We start from the raw sequence: 19,914 nt of genomic DNA, 5'->3' as shown, positions 1-19,914 counted from the left end.
TATTATTTTAGGGCTAATTGCTGTTGAATGCTTTACAGAATATCTTAGTTTGTATTTGCTGTTTTACTGTTACTTATTAATTTAATGTTAATGCACAGGTGCTATAATTTTAAATATTTGTTTGAATAACATTTTGTTTATTACAGTTTTACAGGTTTTAAGATTGTGTTTTTTAGTATGGTATTACCGCTTTCTTAAGATTGTGTAGTATAACATTATGTGTATAATGTTGTAATAGTAAAAAGCCTGTCTATGTTTAAATTTGTAATTATTTAACAAGTAATTATGAAAACGGGCTTATTTATTATTTCTGTCGCAGCTTTTGTGTTGGCATTATATTTTTTAGTTTGCGATCTTTTAAATAGTTATTGCCTCAGTCATTTTACGTACGTTATGTTACTGGTTATTATTTTGTTAAATAGTATAGCAGGTATATTTATGACGTGGCCGGATATACTGGTTAAAAAAAACAAATAATAATACTGTTAATACCTCATTACTATATATTAAAACCACAACATCATGTTGTTGTAATGCACTGTTGCCATTAATTATAGTTAATAGCTAAAGGTTTTACAGAAATTAGTATCTTCACGGCGTTTTTATAAAATGCAAATACACCGTTTTTAATGAAAAATATCAGTAAGCTTTACCCGTATCTGCTGGCCATAATAGGTTTTGTAGTGGTTTCCCTTATTTACTTTTATCCTGTATTGCAGGGCAAAAAAATATCTCAAAGCGACATCGCACAGTATACCGGCATGGCTAAAGAGAGAGATGATTTCAGGAAACAAACCGGCGAAGAATCTTACTGGACAGACAGTGCCTTTGGCGGTATGCCCACTTACCAGCTTGGTGCGCACTATCCATACAATTTTATAAAAACTGTAGATGGCGTAATCCGCTTTTTACCGCGCCCTGCCGATTATTTATTCCTTTACTTCTTTGGGTTCTTTGTATTGCTTAAAGCCTTAAGGATAAACACGCTCATGGCATTTTTTGGGGCACTTGCCTTTGGTTTCTCCACCTACTTTATCATACTCCTTGGGGTAGGGCATAACGCTAAGGCCCATGCTATTGCATACATGCCTATGGTAATTGCAGGTGTAATACTTGTTTTCAGGAAGCGGTATATTGCGGGCGGATTGCTTACACTCCTGGCATCGGCATTAGAGATAAATGCTAACCACATACAAATGACGTATTACCTGTTTATACTCCTTGTAATAATAGGTATTTACTTTATTGTTGAAATTATTAAGAATAAAGAATACAGGCATTTAGGTATATCGTTAGCTATATTTTTTGGTGCGGCGCTACTTGCAGTGGGTATGAATGCTACAAACCTTATGGCTACTGCAGAGTATGCAAAGTTTAGTACCCGAAGCGACAGTAACCTTTCTTTTAATCCTGATGGCAGTCCTAAGGAAGATAAAAATGCCATGAGCTATGAATATATTACAGAGTATAGCTATGGTATAGGCGAATCGTTCGACCTTATTGCTCCGCGCCTTTACGGTGGGTCTTCGGGTCATGAAAAGTTAGGTAAAGACAGTCACGTTGTAGAATATTTGCAAACATTACAGGTAGCAGAAGGACAATACTTAAGCCCGGAGCAAGCCTTAGAATTTGCCCAGCAGGGCGTGGTTACCTACTGGGGCGACCAGACTATCGTTGCTGCACCTGCATACATAGGCGCAGTAGTTTTCTTCTTGTTTATACTGGCTCTTTTTGCCGAAGAAAATAAAATTAAATATGCTTTTTTAGCAGGAGCTATAGTGGCATTACTACTATCGTGGGGTAAATACTTTGAGGTGCTTACCAGGTTTTTTATAGATTATGTGCCCATGTACAATAAGTTCAGGGCAGTATCGTCTATACAGGTATTGCTGGAGCTTTGTATACCTGTGCTGGCAATCATGGGGCTGTATGCCTTCTTTAAATCGGATAAAACAAAGCAGTGGAATGTTTTATGGAAATCGGCTGCCGTAAGCGTTGGTATATTGGTAGTACTTCTTTTATTTAAAGGCAGTTTTGATTTTAGCGGACCCCGCGATGCTAACTATACACAGCAGCTTGGCCAGGGCTTTATAGATGCCTTAAGGCAGGACAGGATGGATATGTACACGAACGACCTTTTACGTTCGGGTTTCTTTATACTTGCTGTTGCACTTGTACTTTGGTTGTATATTAAAGAGAAACTGGCACAAACTACGGCTATAATTTTAGCCGGACTGTTTATGGTGGCCGACCTTTACTTTGTAGATAAGAACTATGTAAACAGCGAGAGTTTTGTTAGTGCCCGAGAAGCAGATGTGCCTTTTGAAGCTACCCAGGCTGACCAGCAAATAGCGCAGGACGATTCGCATTATCGTGTGTTTGATATGGACAACCACATGAACGGTGCACAGGCATCTTATTTTCATAATTCTATAGGTGGCTACCATGCAGCCAAACCACAAAAAATGCAGCAGCTATTTGATTACCAGATAGCGCAACGCCCTATGAATATTGGGGTGCTGGATATGCTTAATGTAAAATACGTATTGCAGCGTAATGAAGAAGGCCAGGTAATACCTATACCTAACAATACTGCTAACGGCAATGCATGGTTTGTAAGCCGCGTTAAGGCAGTAAGTACTGCCGATGAAGAGATGAAGGCAATTAACAAGCTTGATACAAAGCATGAAGCGGTGATAAACAAAACAAAGTTTCCTGATGCTGCCACTAAAACTACGTATGTAGCAGACAGTACAGCAACTATTAAGCTTGATGAATACAGGCCTAACAAAATTACCTACACATCTAACAATAAGAATGAGGGGCTGGCAATTTTCTCTGAAGTGTATTATGCCAATGGCTGGGATGCTTATATAGATGGCAAGCTTGTTTCGCATTTCGAAGCCGATTATATGCTGCGTGGGCTAAAAATTCCTGCCGGTAAGCACACAATAATATTTACGTTTGAACCACAGGTGGTTAAAACGGGCAGTACTATTGCACTGGTAAGTTTTATAGGCATGTTGCTATTGTTAGGTGCCGGAATTTACTATGAGACTAAAAAGAACAAACAGCCTGTAAAAGCATAGTGTTTCATTTTCAGTATTTGGGCGTTCTTTTTCACAAGAAGAGGCAATCTGAAATCTAAAATCTGCAATGAAGAAAGTCCTTATCATAACCTATTACTGGCCGCCTGCGGGTGGGCCGGGTGTACAGCGGTGGCTTAAGTTTGTTAAGTACCTGCCGGGTTATGATATAGAGCCTGTAGTTTACATACCAGAGAATCCCACTTATCCGTTAATAGATAAGGGATTGCTTAGTGATGTTAGTGATAGCACCATTATTATAAAACATAAAATTGTTGAGCCTTATGCATGGGCTTCGGCATTTTCTAAAGGCAGTACAAAAAAGATAAGCTCGGGCATTATCCCGGCACAAAAAAAGCAGTCGCTGTTGCAAAAAGCAATGTTGTGGGTGCGCGGTAACCTTTTTATCCCGGATGCACGCGTGTTTTGGGTTAAGCCATCTATAGCTTATTTGTCTGCTTATATAAAAGAAAATGATATCGATACCGTTATTACCACCGGGCCACCGCATAGCCTGCATTTAATAGGGTTGGAGCTTAAAAAACAATTAGGTGTTAAATGGATTGCCGATTTTAGAGATCCGTGGACTACCATTGGTTACCACAAGCAGCTAAAATTATCAGCTTCGGCGGCTAAAAAGCACAAGGATTTAGAGCGTGAAGTTTTAAATACAGCCGATACCATACTTGTTACGAGCCCAACTACCAAAAAAGAGTTTGAAGCACTTACTACAAAACCCATTGCAGTTATTACCAATGGTTACGATGTAGAGAAAGTAGTGAAACAACCGCTTGACGAAAAATTTACCATTGCACACATAGGTTCATTCCTGTCAGAACGGAACCCAAAAATATTATGGGAGGCTATAGCCGAGCTGATAAATGAAGACAGTAATTTTAAAGCTGATTTTCAGCTAAAGCTGATAGGTGCAGTGAGTCGCGAGGTTTTAGATGCTATTGATGCGAACGGACTATCGGGATATGTAAACAATCTGGGCTATGTAAGCCATGACGAAGCTATTGCTGCCCAGCGAAAAAGCCAGGTATTATTATTAGTAGAAATTGACAGCGAAGAAACTAAGTGCATCATTCCCGGAAAACTGTTCGAATATATGGTTTCTGAGAGGCCTATAATTGCCATAGGCCCGCAGGGTGCTGATTTTTCGGGCATAATACAATCTACAAATACGGGCATATTTGTTACCTACAGCGAGAAAGAAAGACTAAAGCAATCTATTCTAACTTACCATAAGCAATACCGCGGGGGAGGCTTAAAATCGCATCCTGTGGGGTTACAGCAATATTCGAGGAAGGCACTTACAGGCCAGTTAGCAGAATTGCTAAAAAAAATGTAGTTATTCTGCTTTTTCAGCTTCTTCTATAAGGCTGCTTTTCTCAAACTCTGTAGGTGTCATCCCAAAATGCTTCTGGAAATTCCTGCCAAAACTTGTTTGCGATTTATAACCCACCATTTCGGCAACCTCATAAATTTTCATATTAGTGGTTTTAATAAGGTGTGCTGCCTTTTTAAGTCTACTGAGGTTAATTAGCTCATTAGGCGATAACTGAGAGATTTCCTTAATGCTTCTGTATAGTGTAGAGCGGCTCATATTCATTAAGTCGGCTATTTTATCAACGCTTAGCTCATAATCTTTAAGGTTATCCTCTATTACTTTATCAAGTTTTGTGAGGAAAGTTTTCTCGGTGCCCGATGTAGCAAGCGATTTTAAGTGGGCGAGGGGCGAACTGGAATAATGGCCTAATATTATCCTGCGGTTTTGTATAAGATTAGATATCTGCACAAGTAAGTAATCCATAGAAAAAGGCTTGGTAATATAAGCATCTGCACCCGATTCTAATCCTTCAATCCTTGCGTTAAGGGCACTTTTAGCAGTTAAGAGTATAACCGGTATATGGCTCGTTTTTTCGGTTTTCTTTATTTCACGGCACAATTCTATCCCTTTTTTTACAGGCATCATTACATCGCTTACCACAAGCTGTACCTCATGTTTATTGATCATTTTCCAGGCTTCGTCTCCATTCTTGGTAAGTATAACATTATACGTTTCAGATAATTCAGAAAATATAAAATCGGCAAGCTCTTCATTATCTTCAGCTACTAAAATTACAGGAGCCTGCTTATCAAATTTAACGGTAACATTCTCGTTTATTTTAGTTGGTGCAATGTGAGATGCTTTAATGGCTACAAACTCCTCGCTTTGATGCACAGGTAGTTGCAAAACAAAACTGTTCATAGCAGTTTCGGCAGCATCAATGCGCAGTGTACCGTTATGGAGCTCTATAAGAGAATGCGCGAGAGAAAGCCCAATACCTGTGCCGGTAGTTTGCGCATCTGCCGGCAGGCGGAAAAACGGCTCGAATATCTTTTTTTGCAAATGCAACGGAATTATATCGCCATCATTTTTTACAACGATCCAAAAATTTATATCATCGCATTGTATAATAACTTTAATGTTCTTTTTGCCATACTTTACCGCATTGCTAAAAAGGTTGCTCAATACTTTCCTAAAAGCTTCTTCGTCTACAAAGGCAACAACATCTTTAGCCTCTTCAATAATTTCAAACTTTAATTCTTTATCCTGTATAAGCTGGCTAAAACTCTCATAAGTTTCATGTAAAACATCCGATACATTTACCTGTATAAAGCTTAATTTCAGGTTTTTCATTTCTGCTTTCCTAAAGTCGAGCAACTCATTAACAAGATTAAGAAGGCGGTTGGTGTTTTTTTCCATAATCCCTAAATTCTTAGGGATATCGGGAGTTTTATACTTTTGTTTTAGCAACTTTTCGAGCGGGCTCTTTATAAGCGTTAAAGGTGTACGTATCTCGTGGGCAATATTGGTAAAGAACTCAATCTTGGCCTGGTATATTTCGCGTTCCTTATCGTTTTCAAGCTGCCTTATGCGCAGGTTGTTTTTGCCACGGTTATAGCGGTGGTAATAGCGCAGTGAATAGTACCCCATAATTAGCAGTATTATAAAATAGACCATATAAGCTATCTTGCTGAAATAGAATGGTGGTAATACGGTAATGGTAACCACCCTGTTTTCTTTACTCCATACACCATAGCTGTTTAGCGCTTTAACTTTAAAAACATATTTACCGGCAGGCAGCTCTGTAAAATTTACCTCATGGTTTTTGCCTAATGCTACCCAGTTATCATTTAACCCTTCAATTTTGTACCAATACTCAGTCATCTCTGCAGAGGTAAAGCTGAGAGACGCAAACTCAAGCTTAAAGGTAGACTGATGGTTGTTTAATGTGATATCATCCGAAAATAGTATCGATTTTTCCAGTGGTGAGCCATCTTTGCCCACAGGTACATCTTCATTATTAATAAAAATATCAGTAATGTACAGCGGCGGGCTGTAGGTGTTTTGTGTAAACTCGCCCGGATTAAAGCTAATTAGCCCCTTTACGCTGCCAAAATACATTTCGCCATCACTATCCTGAAAAGCAGAACAGTAGTTAAACTGGTCGCTTAACAATCCGTTAGATTTAGAGAATATCTTTATGTTTTTAGTTTCCGGATCAAATTTTACAAGCCCGTTAGAACTGCTTATCCAAAGCTTTTTCTTACTGTCTTCCAGCATGCCGTAAGTAACATTGCTTGGGAAACCGTCTGCCTTCATGTAACTTTTAAAAGTATTTGTGGTACGGTTAAGGAGGTTAAGCCCATTCTCTGTAGTTACCCATAACCTGTGGCGGCTGTCTTCAAATATGCCGTTAATCTCATTACAGCTTATGCTCGATGGTTTATCGCGTTCGTAACGGTAAAAGCCTTTCTTTTTAGTTTTAGGGTTATAATAATACAGTCCGTCCCAGTAAGTTCCCGCCCACAACGTACCGGCATGGTCTTCTATAAGGTAAGTGTAGTGGTACATTTCAGGAAAACCGTCCAGTACTTTAAAAGAATCGGTTTCGGGCAGGTATTTGTGTATACCGGATGATGTAAGTACATAAATATCGTGCGCCTTAGTTTCATAAATGTAAAAAACAAAATCGCTCCTTAAGCCTTTAACTTGCCCTGCATCGTAATGCCTTATAATTTTTCCGGTTTTAATATCCATTATATCAAGCCCGTGTTCAAAGGTGCCTATCCATAGCTCATTGCCCCTTGCCAGTAACCCGTGAATGTTATAATGCGATAAATTACCATTGCCTGTGCCCGGCCCATAGCTTGTAAACCTGCCTGTCTGCAAATTAAGTTTGTTAAGGCCGGCATCTTCGGTACCTATCCAGAGGTTGCCAAAGTTGTCTTTTTTTACTTCCCGCACAGCATTGCCACTTATAGAGTTTTCGCCAACCCTGGGAAAATAGCGTTTTATAGGGGTAAAGGGCTTTGGATAATAATTTACACCGCCAAAATAAGTACCAATCCACACCCCGCCTTCTTTATCCAATACCAGCGAGTAAATGGCATTGTCTGAAAGGGAGTAGGGGTTACCATAGTTTTTCCTGAAATTTTGGTAGGTATGTTCCTTATTATTGTAAACAAAAATGCCCGACTCGCAACCTATCCACAGTTCGTCTTTACCCTTTTTTAAAAAATTACGTACAAATAACGGATTCTCATTTCCGGTAAAAATAGGCTGTAAAGACATGGATGATAGTTTGTATACAAATGCCCCGTGGCTTTTTGTACCTATTAAAACACCATCATTACCATCTGATGCAATGGCAGTTATTATAACCTGTTTTTTGTCGCCAAAATTTAGATTTATTTTCTGGAACGAATTATTATCGGGTACATATTTTAAAAATTCATTACCCGATGCTACAAATACATCCCCCTTATTATTATGTGTAAGATAGTTGGCATAAAACTGGTCGTACTTTTCGGGCCTTGCATCCGGCTTATTACCATCTAACTTATATAAGCTGCCGGCAGCAATAAACCACAGGCTGCCATTTACGTTACTCTCTACATCTAATATGGGTAAGTTGCGCGAGACTTCTATTAAAGAAAAGGATTCTGTTTTTTCATCATACTTAAACAAACCGGTATCTGTTCCTACCCACAGATAATCATTAAATTCATAAAGGCAGCGAATAAAATTGCTCCCTATACTATTGTTATCTCCGGGAATGTGCTGAAAGATTTTAAAATTATAACCATCATACCTGTTTAGGCCATCTTTAGTGCCAAACCACATAAAACCCTTACTATCCTGTAGCATGCATATAACAGAATTGTGAGACAGCCCGTCTTCTACCTGCAGGTGTTTAAAAGAGTAATCCTGTCCTTTTGCGAAGGTTAAAAACAGCAATAAGAACAGATATAAACATACATTTTTCATAGGTACAAAATAAGCTTAGATAACGTTTTCGTGAGCATTCATTTCGTGTCTTTTTTCAACAAAATGGTTCACAATAGTTTTTTAGTTGACAAAAAATTAACATTGACACATTTTGAACAAAGATTGAAACAATTGCATACATAACACTCATGTTAAATTAATCTACTTTTGAAAACGATATAGTTGTGATATTTTAATGCAATAAGTTTATAAAGTGTAATAAACAACACTTATTATTGTTCAATCAGCAATGAGACAAACCTGTTACCGGTGGCAGGATAGTAACCATAGCTGTTAAACAGGCATTAAATTAGTCAAATCGTATCAACCAAACCTAACACTATCAAAAATTTCAAAACGAAATTCTATGAGAACAATTGTACAATTTATTTTTAACACAAAATGCCTTCTCTTCCTGGCAATGCTTACTGCACAGTATGGCTACTCCCAGGTAGAGGTATCGGGCACAGTTATGGGATCTGACGGCAGTCCCGCCGCTTTTGCCAACATTATTGTTAAAGGCACTACAAATGGTGTATCTGCAGATCTTGACGGAAAATATACAATAGGGGCAGCTACAGATGCTGTATTGGTATTTTCAAGCGTTGGTTTCCAGTCTAAAGAAGTAGCTGTAAACGGACAAACCACAATTAACGTAACGCTTACGGCAGATGTATCTCAGCTGGAAGAGGTAATAGTGATAGGTTACGGTACCCAGAAAAAGAAAGACTTAACCAGTGCCATATCTGTAGTTGATGCGGGCCAGATACAAAAAAGGCAAAGTACTACGGTAGCAGAAAGCTTACAGGGGCTTGCAACTGGTGTTAGCGTGCGCGGTGGCGGACAGCCGGGCCAGGAAGCAAAAATTGAGATAAGGGGGCTTAAAAACCTTCAAAACTCTAACCCACTGTATGTAATAGATGGTATTATTACCACGGCCAATCGCGATTTTAACCCGAATGATATAGAGTCTATCCAGATTCTTAAAGATGCAGCAGCGGCAGCTATTTACGGTTCGCGTGCGGCAAACGGTGTAATTATTATTACAACTAAAAGAGGTAAAAAAGGCCCACTTAAAATAGAGGCGAGTTCTAAATTAAGTATAACCAATGTACCTACCTATGACCTTGCAAGCAGGGATGAGTTTATATCGCTTACCAACATGGCTTATGACAATGCAGGTAAACCAAGACAAAATTTTAACCTTGGCGTAAATACCGACTGGCAAAAAGAAACTTTTCGCACGGGGATGATACAAGACCAGAATGTAAGCTTCTCGGGTGGTGGAGACAATTCAACTTTCTTTATGTCTGCCAACTACTTTGGTAATGAGGGAACTGTAATTGATACTGATTTTGACAGGGTTTCATTCCGTGTAAATGCAAGTGGCAAAAAAGGAATTTTCAGCATAGGCGAAAATCTTGCGCTGTCTAACTCTAAGGCTAACGAAACCGGTGGGCCTGAAGCTATGAGGGGTAATCCTTTTATAGATGTTATTAGGATGTACCCTACCATTCCGGTAAGAGATTCGCGTAACCCGGGCGGTTATGGCTATGGCGAAGAAGGCGTTGCAACTACTTTTGCAGCAAACCCGGTAGCTATTGCAAACCTGATAGACCAAAAAATAGAAAATTTTAGGGTAAGAGGTAACTTATGGGCAGAACTGCAGCCGTGGGAGTTTTTAAAGTACCGCTTTAACTTTGGTTACGAAACAAGTTTTGACCATTTTGTATACTTAAGAAAAGTAGGAAACTGGACACTTAACCAACCGGCAGATCCTTCACTTACTAACCAGAACAGGGCACAGTCTCAAAACACGTTGTTTGAACATACCCTAACATTCAATAAAAACTTTGGCAAGCACAGTATTACGGCACTAATAGGTACTACTTACCAAAAGCTAAGCTATGAGCAGCAAAACGGACAAAAAAGAAACCTGCTTATAAATCCTAATACAGGTAATTATTTTGATGTATTAGATACGGGAGATAATGGTATTGTGGGTGGTTTTAAAAACGAATCGGCATTATTGTCATACCTTGGCAGGCTGGAATATAACTATGATAACCGTTATTTATTAAATGCAGTTATACGCAGGGACGGATCATCTAAATTTAGTGATGCTAACAAATGGTCAAGCTTTCCATCGGTTTCAGTTGGGTGGAGAATTAATAATGAGTCATTTTTTAAAGTTAAAGAAATTAATGAGCTTAAGCTGCGTGTAAGTTATGGAGAGCTTGGTAGTGGTAACATTGGCGAGTACGAGTACCGTAGCTTTATCAACACATTTGGTGGTGCTGTTTTTGGTAGCGGACAAACAGTGCAGCCTTCTGCAACGCAGATAAAACTGTCTAACCCTAACCTTAAATGGGAAACACTTAAGCAAACAAACTTTGGTTTCGACCTGGGTATGTATGACAACAGGCTTAGTGTAACAGCCGATTATTTTATTGCAAAAACAGAAGATGTACTATTTGGCTTCCCAATTCTTTTAAGTACCGGTAATGATGGCGGTAACCCAATATCTAACGCGGCAACGATACAAAACAAAGGTTTCGAGATCAATGTAGCCTTCAATGATAAAATAGGCGACGATTTTAGCTATAACGCCAGCGTTAACTTTACATCGTTAAGAAACAAACTGGTAAGCCTTGGTAATGGCTTAAACGAAAGCTACTCTGGCAATACCGTTACACAGGCAGGACAGCCGGTAGGTATGTGGTATGTATTGCAAACAGATGGTATCTTTCAGAACCAGGCCGAAATTAACAGCCATGTAAATGCAGCAGGCCAGGTTATACAGCCGGATGCAGCACCGGGCGATATACGTTACAAAGATGTAAACGGCGACGGACAAATTACTAACGATGATAAAATTGTAGACGGCAGCCCGTGGCCAAAATTTGAAATGGGCTTTAACGCAGGTGCATCTTACAAAAACTTTGACTTCTCGATGAACTGGATAGGCTCTTTTGATGCTACAGTTTATAACGGTTACAGCAGTATTGTAGATGTTATAAACGGCGACCACAACTACCGTGCAGGCGTGCGTCCGTGGACTCCCGAGAATCCTAACACAAATACTCCAAGGGCTAATAATAATACAAGCCTTAGTAACCGTGGCGATACAGACCGTTTTCTTGAAGATGGAAGCTTCGCAAGGTTAAAATACATAGGCTTAGGGTATACAATTCCTAAAGACGTAATATCTAAAATTGGTTTTGACAGGGCACGTATAAGTGTTTCGGCACAAAATGTAATTACAATTACAAAATATGGTGGCCTTGACCCTGAGTTTGTAAACAACAACATTTTTGAGAGAGGTGTAGATTTTGGTTCTTTCCCTAATGTGCGCACATATTCTGTAGGAGTAGAACTTGGTTTTTAATTAAAAAACAATTGCAACAATGAAAAAAATATTATTATACAGTACATTATTGGGTTCGCTCCTGTTTTTTAGCTCGTGCAACGAGGAAGAGCTTAACCTAAATAGCCCTAATGCCCTTACTACCGATCAGTTTTGGGGTAACCCTACTGATGCAGAGCTTGGCGTTAACTCTATTTATGCCATGTTTTATAAAGATGGCCTGTGGTCAAGGTGGATATTCTTTCGTTTAGACCTTACTTCTGATGAAGGATTTAGCAGGAGCCCGTGGACAGAACTGGCCGACTGGACACGCTTTAACTATGTAAACTACAACTTTTGGGAAGGTAATTCTGTTACTTACAGAGATACGTACAAAGCCATATTTCGTTGTAACCAGGTACTTGCAAACGTACCCGGCATAACTTTTACAGATGAAGCAAGAAAAGAATCGATACTGGCAGAAGCAAAATTTTTAAGGGCACTGCATTACTTTTATGCGGCAGAGCTATGGGAAAATATTCCACTTGTATTAGAGCCTTCTCAGCCAAACGACCGTCCTGAGCAAAAAACCAAGACAGAAATATTTGCACAGGTAGAAACAGACCTTAATGAAGCTTTTGAAAAATTGCCAACCTCATGGACTGGCGATAACATAGGCAGGCCCACTAAAGGTGCCGCTAAAGCAATGCTTGCAAAATTATACATGCAGCAGCGCAAATGGAGCGAAGCCAAATTAGCAATGGACTACCTTATAAGCGGGCAGGGGATAAGCTATAGCCTTGTACCTAATTTTAAAGACAATTTTACCGATGTTCGCGAAAACAACGCAGAATCTGTATTTGAAATTCAGTTTGGCAGTCAGCGTCTTGGCGGTACAGATGAATCGGCCAACGCGGCAGTATCTAACACAAGGGCACAGTTCTTTGCACCACGAAGCATAGGCTGGTCAGATGGCCAGGCGCGCCACTGGTTGGTAGGATTGTTTAAAGAAGAACGTAATGCAACAGGTGGCCTTGATGAGCGCCTGCGCCATACACTATTTTACCCGGAACTTCAGGCAGATTTTGGCGATCTTACCTATGGCAGGACATGGCAGTGGGATGCAGATGAAGCATGGTTTAGAAAAGGGCAGAGAGATTATTACCGTAATAACGAAGACTACTATAACCAGGTTAACTACAGGCTTATACGCTATGCAGATGTATTGCTTATGTATGCAGAAGCACTTAACGAACTTGGGCAAACAGCAGATGCCTACCAGTATGTAAATACAGTAAGGGCAAGGGCTAACATGGCTCCGCTTGCTACAGCTCACCCGGAGATAGGAACTAATCATGACCTGTTCCTTGCACGCCTTAAAAAAGAACGTGTATTAGAACTTTGCGGCGAGAGCGTGCGCTGGTTAGACCTTAAAAGATGGGGCGACCTGGAAACACAGGCCGGTGTAGATGCAGTAGCACAAAGAGACCCTGATTTTAACAACTTTATTGTGGGCAAAACTATTCGCCTGCCTTTACCGCAAAGCGAAGTGCAAAACAACCCTAATGTACAGCAAAATACTGGTTATTAATTAATTTACCCCAAAGCGGTTTTCTTTAAAAAAGGCCGCTTTGGGTTTTTATACAACACAATAATGAACGCACTAAAAATTTCTATAAGAACGCCATATCTACTTTTATTACTAACAGCCACAACGATTTTTTCATGCAAAAACAATGAGAAAAAAGAAACTACAGATGCTGATGTTGCAGTAACAAAACAAGCAGAAAGAGCAGTATGGACTAAGGATCAGGCTAACAAATGGTATGGTGAGCAGCCCTGGTTAGTAGGTGCTAATTTTACCCCGGCTACAGCAATAAACCAGTTCGAGATGTGGCAGGCCGATACCTTTGACCCTAAAACTATTGATAAAGAATTAGGCTGGGCAGAAGCTATAGGCATGAACGTTATGCGTGTTTACCTGCAGGACCAGCTTTATAAGGAAGACCCACAGGGTACATTAAAGCGCATGGACGAATACCTTGCCATTGCAGATAAGCACCATATAAAAACATTATTTGTTTTGTTCGATTCGTGCTGGGACCCGTTTCCTGTTACAGACAAACAACGCGCCCCTAAACCTCATGTACACAATTCAGGATGGGTACAGAGCCCCGGCCAAAAAACACTGAACGATTCTACACAATATCCGCGTTTAGAAAAATATGTAAAAGAAACAGTAGGTCATTTTAAAAATGATAAAAGAATTTTGGGATGGGATGTATGGAACGAACCCGATAATATGACGGGAGACTCGTATCAGGCAGTAGAAATTCCGAATAAAAAAGATTTAGTGTATAACCTGCTGGGCAAAGTGTTTGTATGGGCAAGAGCAGCAAATCCGTCGCAGCCGTTAACATCGGGTGTATGGGAAGGCGACTGGAGTTCTCACGAAAAGCTGGCAGCCATGCACAAGCTGCAATTAGAACAGTCAGATGTTATATCGTTTCATAATTACAGCACACCGCAGGAATTTGAAACTAAGATTAAAGAGCTGCAACGCTATGGTAAGCCAATGATATGTACAGAATATATGGCAAGGCCAAACGGCAGTACCTTTGAAGGTTTTTTACCTATAGCTAAAAAATATAATGTGGGTATGATAAACTGGGGACTTGTAGATGGCAAGACACAAACCAAATACCCTTGGGACAGCTGGACAAAAACGTATACTGCAGAGCCGCCTGTATGGTTTCATGAAGTATTTCATACCAATGGTACACCATACCGCACGGCAGAAACTGATTTCATTAAAAAAATTACATCTGAAGTAAATTCAAAGTAATAATCTGTAAGAAGAAAGAAGCATGAAAAAATATATTTATGTATCATTGTTGTTTTGCAGTAGCTTGTTTGCCCAACAGCCCAATCCTCCGGGGCAGGTTAAGGCAAATGAAAAGGCTGTAAACCAGGCGTACCTTTTTGCCCACATGACGCATCAGGATTACGGTAAGCTGTATTACTCTGTAAGTACCGATGGTTTACACTGGTACCCGCTTAATAATAAAAAGCGTGTTTTTGAAGACTATCACGGCCACCCCGATATTACAAAAGGGCCTGATGGTAAATACTACATGGCAGGCAATAACAGCGATGACGATCCTAATATTACTATATGGACATCGCCCGATCTTATAACTTGGAAAAAGCACAGCACTTACACACCAAACCTTAAATCAACACCCGGTTATGCCGAGGCGATGCAGCGCATTGGGGCACCCAAGCTATATTATGACGCACCGTCTGGAAAGTTTATAATGACCTGGCATACGCCGCATCTTGAAGGTACAAAAGATGATGGCGAACGCTACTGGGCAAGCCAGCGCACACTTTATGTGCTAAGCAAAGACCTTAAAACATTTGAAGGTACACCTAAAAGGTTGTTCGACTGGAGTTTTGGTACTATAGACGTGAGCATAAGAAAGGTTAATGATAGCTACTATGCCATTTTAAAAGACGAATCGTATCCTACATTATACTGGACTACCGGTAAAACAGTACGCATAGCTAAAGCAGCTTCGCTTACCGGGCCTTACTCGTTGCCTGCCGAACCTATAAGTCCTAACTTTAGGGAAGCCCCTACCTTAATACCCTCGCCCGATAATAAGGCGTGGTACATGTATTACGAGCAATATCCGGGAGTTTCTTATGGTTTATCTATGGCAGATAACCTTAACGGGCCGTGGTATCAGGCATCGGGCTATACCTTTTACAGCGACTGGGATAAGTACAGCCTGCCTAAAGATGTAAGGCACGGTTGTATGATTACCATATCTCAAAGTGAATATGACGCGTTAGTTAAAAAATTCGGAATTGAAAAATAATGACAATGAAAAGAAAGTTACTGCTGGCGGCACTATTTATAAGTGCTGCAATGTTTGCACAAAAAAAGACATTTAATAACCCGTTACTACCGGCAGGTGCCGATCCCTACAGCACCTACCATAACGGTTATTACTATTACACCCATACGCTTGGCAACAAGCTTATGCTTTGGAAAACCAAAAACCTGGCCGACCTTAAAAACGCTGAAAGCAAACTGGTATGGACACCACCTGCAGGAACAGCATGGTCTAAAGAGATATGGGCACCGGAGTTTCATTTTATAAACAACAAGTGGTATGCCTATTTTGCTGCAGATGATGGCGAAAATAAAAACCACCGCATGTACGTGCTCGAAAATGCATCGGCAGACCCTTTTAAAGGCACATGGGAACTTAAGGGTAAAATTGCTACAGATATAGACCGCTGGGCTATAGACGGCGATGTGTTTACTTATAAAAACCAACTGTACATGATATGGGCAGGATGGGAAGGTAATGTAAACGTTCAGCAAAATATTTATATAGCAAAGATGTCTAATCCCTGGACAATAGAGGGAGGGCGTGTTATGATTTCTGAACCTACTTACAACTGGGAAAGGCAGGGCGACCTCAACGACCCGTCTAACCCTCCGCACGTTAGCGTTAACGAGGGGCCACAGTTCCTGCAGCATGGCGACGATGCTTTTATAGTATTCTCATCAAGCGGCTGCTGGACCGATTTTTATAACCTTGGGTTATTACGCCTTAAAGGTACCGATGTTATGAATCCGCAATCGTGGGTTAAAAACCCTGAGCCGGTATTTACAAAGAGCGAAAAGAATGGTGTTTACGCACCGGGGCATAACTCCTTTTTTAAATCGGCAGACGGCAAAGAAGACTGGATACTTTTTCATGCTAATGATAATCCGGGAGAAGGCTGTGGCAATAAACGATCGCCGCGTATGCAAAAAATAAAATGGAATGCAGACGGTACACCAAATTTTGGAATACCAGTATCTAACAAAGAAATATTACAAATACCATCAGAATAAACCTATTACCTATGAAAAGAATTTTTGTGCTGCTTGCATTCGCTGCAAGTTTAACCCTGGCTGCCCAGGGCCAGAAATGGACCAAAGAAAAAGCCGACAAATGGTATGCCGACCATAAATGGATGAGCGGTGCTAATTTTATACCAAGCAATGCCATAAACCAGCTTGAAATGTGGCAGGAAGCTACTTTTAGCCCCGATGTTTTAGATAAAGAATTAGGTTACGCACAGGGTATTGGTTTTAATACCATGCGTGTATTTTTACATAGCCTTGCCTATAAAGCCGACCCGAAAGGTTTTAAAAAACGTATGGATAAATATCTTGAAATTGCCGATAAACACGGCATAAGCACCATGTTTGTGTTTTTTGACGACTGCTGGAACCCTACAGCAACTATAGGCAAACAACCGGAGCCTAAAGTGGGCGTTCATAATTCAGGATGGTTACAGGATCCGGGGTTTCCGGCATCGGTAGACAGGGCTAACGATAAAGAACTGGAGGCTTATGTAAAAGATATCCTTACCGCTTTTAGCAAAGACAAAAGGATTTTGCTTTGGGATCTTTACAACGAACCGGGTAACAGCGGCAAAGGCATTAAAAGTGCAGAGCTTTTAAAAAATGTGTTTAAATGGGCCCGCGAGGCAAACCCGTCTCAGCCCATCTCGGCAGGATTATGGAACTGGGGCTTTAACGAGCACAATACGTTTCAGGCACAAAACTCAGATATTATTACCTACCATTTTTACGAAGACCTTGATGGCCACCAGCGTGTTATAAACCTGCTTAAAACCCACGACAGGCCTATGATTTGTACAGAGTATATGGCACGTACAAAAAATAACAGCTTTTACAACCACATGTCGCTTCTTAAAAAAGAAAACATAGGCGCTATAAACTGGGGGTTTGTTGCCGGTAAAACCAATACCATTTTTGCTTGGGATACCCCGATACCTACAGGTGGCGAACCGGATATTTGGTTTCATGATATATTCAGGAATGATGGTACGCCATACCGCCAGGATGAGGTAAATGTTATTAAGAAACTAAACGGCGTAAAATAATATGAAGAATTATAAAATAGTTGCAGCGTCGTTATTATTCACCGCCTTTTTAACATCGTGCGAAAACACTAAAAAACAGGAAAAGGAAGTAGCCGAAACCGAAACCACTACTGCAAAGGAAATTAATACGCATCTTAAAAAGGAAGATTTTGATGCCACAGTAGATGGTAAAAAAGTAGGGCTTTACTATATAAAATCAGATAAAATTACTGTTGCCTTTACAAACTACGGAGCCCGTATTGTAGGGCTTTGGGTTCCTGACAAAAACGGTACCATTACCGATGTTGTTGTGGGGCTTAACAGCACCAAAGCCTACCAAAATTCGACAGAGGTTTACTTTGGCGCTACCATAGGCCGTGTGGGTAATCGCATTGCAAAAGGTACTTTTACCCTTAATAATAAAGAATACCATATACCGCTTAACAATGATAAGAACAGTTTACACGGGGGTAAAAAAGGGTTTCAGGGTATAGTGTGGAATGTAGAGCAGCCTAATGATAAAACTCTTGTATTTACTTACACATCGCCAGATGGCGAAGAGGGCTTCCCCGGGAACCTGAAGGTAAAAGTTACTTATAGTGTAGATGATAACCAGAACCTTAAAATGGATTATGAAGCTACAACCGACCAGAATACTCCGGTAAACTTAACCAATCACGCCTTTTTTAACCTTAACGGCGAAGGCGGCGGCACGGTGTTAAACCACAAGGTCATGATAAATGCAGATGCTTATACTCCGGTTGATGATGGTTTGATACCATTAGGAAAACAGGAAAAAGTAGCAGGCACTCCGTTTGATTTTACATCATACCATACCATAGGCGAACGTATAGAAACCGCAGACCAGCAACTAAAAAATGGCAAAGGTTACGACCACAATTTTGCCCTTAAAAATGATACCGCGACTATGCATGATGCTGCTACAGTAGTAGGAGATAAAACCGGTATTGTTATGAAGGTTACCACTCAGGAGCCCGGATTACAGTTTTACAGCGGAAACTTTATGCAGGGTAAAAACACTTTTAAATGCGGAGCTAAAGATGATTTCAGGACGGCTTTTGCTATGGAAACACAGCACTTTCCGGATGCCATAAATCAGCCTACTTTTGCTTCGATAGTGTTAGAGCCGGGTAAAAAGTACCATACAGTTTCTAATTATCAATTTAGTACAGAAGAATAATGAGTACAAAAATGTATACCTATCTGTGTTTGCTATTGGCTTTTGCCGGTATGAACGCACAGGACAAAAACCCGTTATTGGCCGATCCTACTATTTTTGAGTACAAGGGAACCTACTATTTATATGGTACTAAAGGCGATCCAGAAATTAAAGGAGAGGGCTTTTTAGTGTATACCTCTACCGACCTTAAAAACTGGAAACGCCCTGGTGGTGCTGCCAATGGTTTTGCCCTTAAAAAAGGCGATGCTTATGGCGATAAAGGTTTTTGGGCACCGCAGGTGTTTGAACGAAACGGTAAGTTTTACATGGCATATACAGCTAATGAGCAAATTGCCATTGCTACAGCCGATAGCCCTGTTGGGCCGTTTAAAAATGAGGGAAAGCCACTGGCATCTGACGTTAGGCAAATAGACCCCTTTATATTTTTTGATAATGGAAAGGTTTATATGTACCATGTAAGGTTAGATAAAGGCAACCGCATTTTTGTAGCCGAAATGGAAAACGACCTTAGTGCCATAAAACCTGCCACACTTAAAGAGTGTATCCACGCTACCGAGCATTGGGAAGATACAGAAAAAGTGGAGTGGACCGTTACGGAAGGGCCAACAGTGCTTAAAAAAGATAACCTGTATTACCTTATATATTCGGCGAACGACTTTAGAAATAAAGACTATGCCGTAGGATATGCTACAAGTAAAACGCCTTATGGCCCGTGGGAGAAAGGTGCTGATAGCCCGTTTATTTCGACGGATATCTTAAAATATCCCGGTACAGGGCACGGCGATGTGTTTTATGATAAAAAAGGGAACATGTATTATGTGTTCCATACACATTTTTCAGAAACTGAAGTTGCTCCAAGAAAAAGTGCGATAGTACCTATTAGTTTAAAGAACGGAAAGTTACAAATACAAAAAGGAAAGTCTATGTTTTGGTTAGTTACAAATTAGACTGGGTTAGTTTATTTTAAATTTTGCGCCGAAAAGCCACCCACGAGCGGGTGGCTTTT

Annotated in this window: 11 protein-coding genes; 10 read left to right on the top strand and 1 reads right to left on the bottom strand. The window is 40.3% G+C overall.

Going from position 1 to position 19,914, the window contains the following annotated elements; genetic code table 11:
- The first annotated feature begins 629 nt into the window (after positions 1 to 629).
- Both F565_RS0102585 and F565_RS0102580 read left to right on the top strand, forming a co-directional pair.
- Entirely contained in the window at positions 630 to 3,089 is a 2,460-nt protein-coding gene (locus F565_RS0102585) for a YfhO family protein (protein WP_020211630.1), read from the top strand.
- A gap of 67 nt (positions 3,090 to 3,156) precedes the next feature.
- Positions 3,157 to 4,440, top strand: coding sequence for a glycosyltransferase family 4 protein (locus F565_RS0102580; RefSeq protein ID WP_020211629.1), 1,284 nt, complete (start codon positions 3,157 to 3,159; stop codon positions 4,438 to 4,440).
- Here the strand turns inward: F565_RS0102580 and F565_RS0102575 are convergent, their stop codons facing one another.
- The gene (locus F565_RS0102575) at positions 4,441 to 8,406 is read right to left on the bottom strand and encodes a hybrid sensor histidine kinase/response regulator transcription factor (RefSeq protein WP_020211628.1); all 3,966 of its coding nucleotides are present in this window, start codon (positions 8,404 to 8,406) and stop codon (positions 4,441 to 4,443) included.
- Positions 8,407 to 8,773: 367 nt separating this feature from the next.
- Between F565_RS0102575 and F565_RS0102570 the strand changes: the two genes are divergently transcribed.
- From F565_RS0102570 to F565_RS21085, 8 genes are all read left to right on the top strand, one after another.
- Positions 8,774 to 11,794, top strand: coding sequence for a SusC/RagA family TonB-linked outer membrane protein (locus tag F565_RS0102570; protein ID WP_026299843.1), 3,021 nt, complete (start codon positions 8,774 to 8,776; stop codon positions 11,792 to 11,794).
- Between the two features lie 19 nt (positions 11,795 to 11,813).
- The gene (locus F565_RS0102565; protein ID WP_020211626.1) at positions 11,814 to 13,343 is read left to right on the top strand and encodes a RagB/SusD family nutrient uptake outer membrane protein; all 1,530 of its coding nucleotides are present in this window, start codon (positions 11,814 to 11,816) and stop codon (positions 13,341 to 13,343) included.
- A gap of 63 nt (positions 13,344 to 13,406) precedes the next feature.
- The gene (locus tag F565_RS0102560; protein ID WP_020211625.1) at positions 13,407 to 14,597 is read left to right on the top strand and encodes a glycoside hydrolase 5 family protein; all 1,191 of its coding nucleotides are present in this window, start codon (positions 13,407 to 13,409) and stop codon (positions 14,595 to 14,597) included.
- A gap of 22 nt (positions 14,598 to 14,619) precedes the next feature.
- Positions 14,620 to 15,636: a glycoside hydrolase family 43 protein gene (locus tag F565_RS0102555; RefSeq protein ID WP_051087074.1), complete on the top strand. Its 1,017-nt coding sequence runs from the start codon at positions 14,620 to 14,622 to the stop codon at positions 15,634 to 15,636.
- Positions 15,636 to 16,667 (top strand): glycoside hydrolase family 43 protein, encoded by a 1,032-nt coding sequence (locus tag F565_RS0102550; protein ID WP_020211623.1) that lies wholly within the window; start codon positions 15,636 to 15,638, stop codon positions 16,665 to 16,667. The genes F565_RS0102555 and F565_RS0102550 overlap by 1 nt, the downstream gene beginning before the upstream one ends.
- Positions 16,668 to 16,678: 11 nt before the next feature.
- Positions 16,679 to 17,728, top strand: a complete 1,050-nt coding sequence (locus tag F565_RS0102545; protein ID WP_020211622.1) for a glycoside hydrolase family 2 TIM barrel-domain containing protein — start codon at positions 16,679 to 16,681, stop codon at positions 17,726 to 17,728.
- 1 nt (position 17,729) lies between these two features.
- Entirely contained in the window at positions 17,730 to 18,908 is a 1,179-nt protein-coding gene (locus F565_RS0102540) for an aldose epimerase family protein (RefSeq protein ID WP_020211621.1), read from the top strand.
- Positions 18,908 to 19,855, top strand: coding sequence for a glycoside hydrolase family 43 protein (locus F565_RS21085; protein ID WP_035641797.1), 948 nt, complete (start codon positions 18,908 to 18,910; stop codon positions 19,853 to 19,855). The genes F565_RS0102540 and F565_RS21085 overlap by 1 nt, the downstream gene beginning before the upstream one ends.
- Positions 19,856 to 19,914: the final 59 nt, after the last annotated feature.

The sequence above is a fragment of the Flavobacterium rivuli WB 3.3-2 = DSM 21788 genome (assembly GCF_000378485.1).
Lineage (GTDB): Bacteria > Bacteroidota > Bacteroidia > Flavobacteriales > Flavobacteriaceae > Flavobacterium > Flavobacterium rivuli.
Note: the sequence above shows the minus strand (reverse complement) of the source record. Positions and strands in the feature narration are given on the sequence as shown.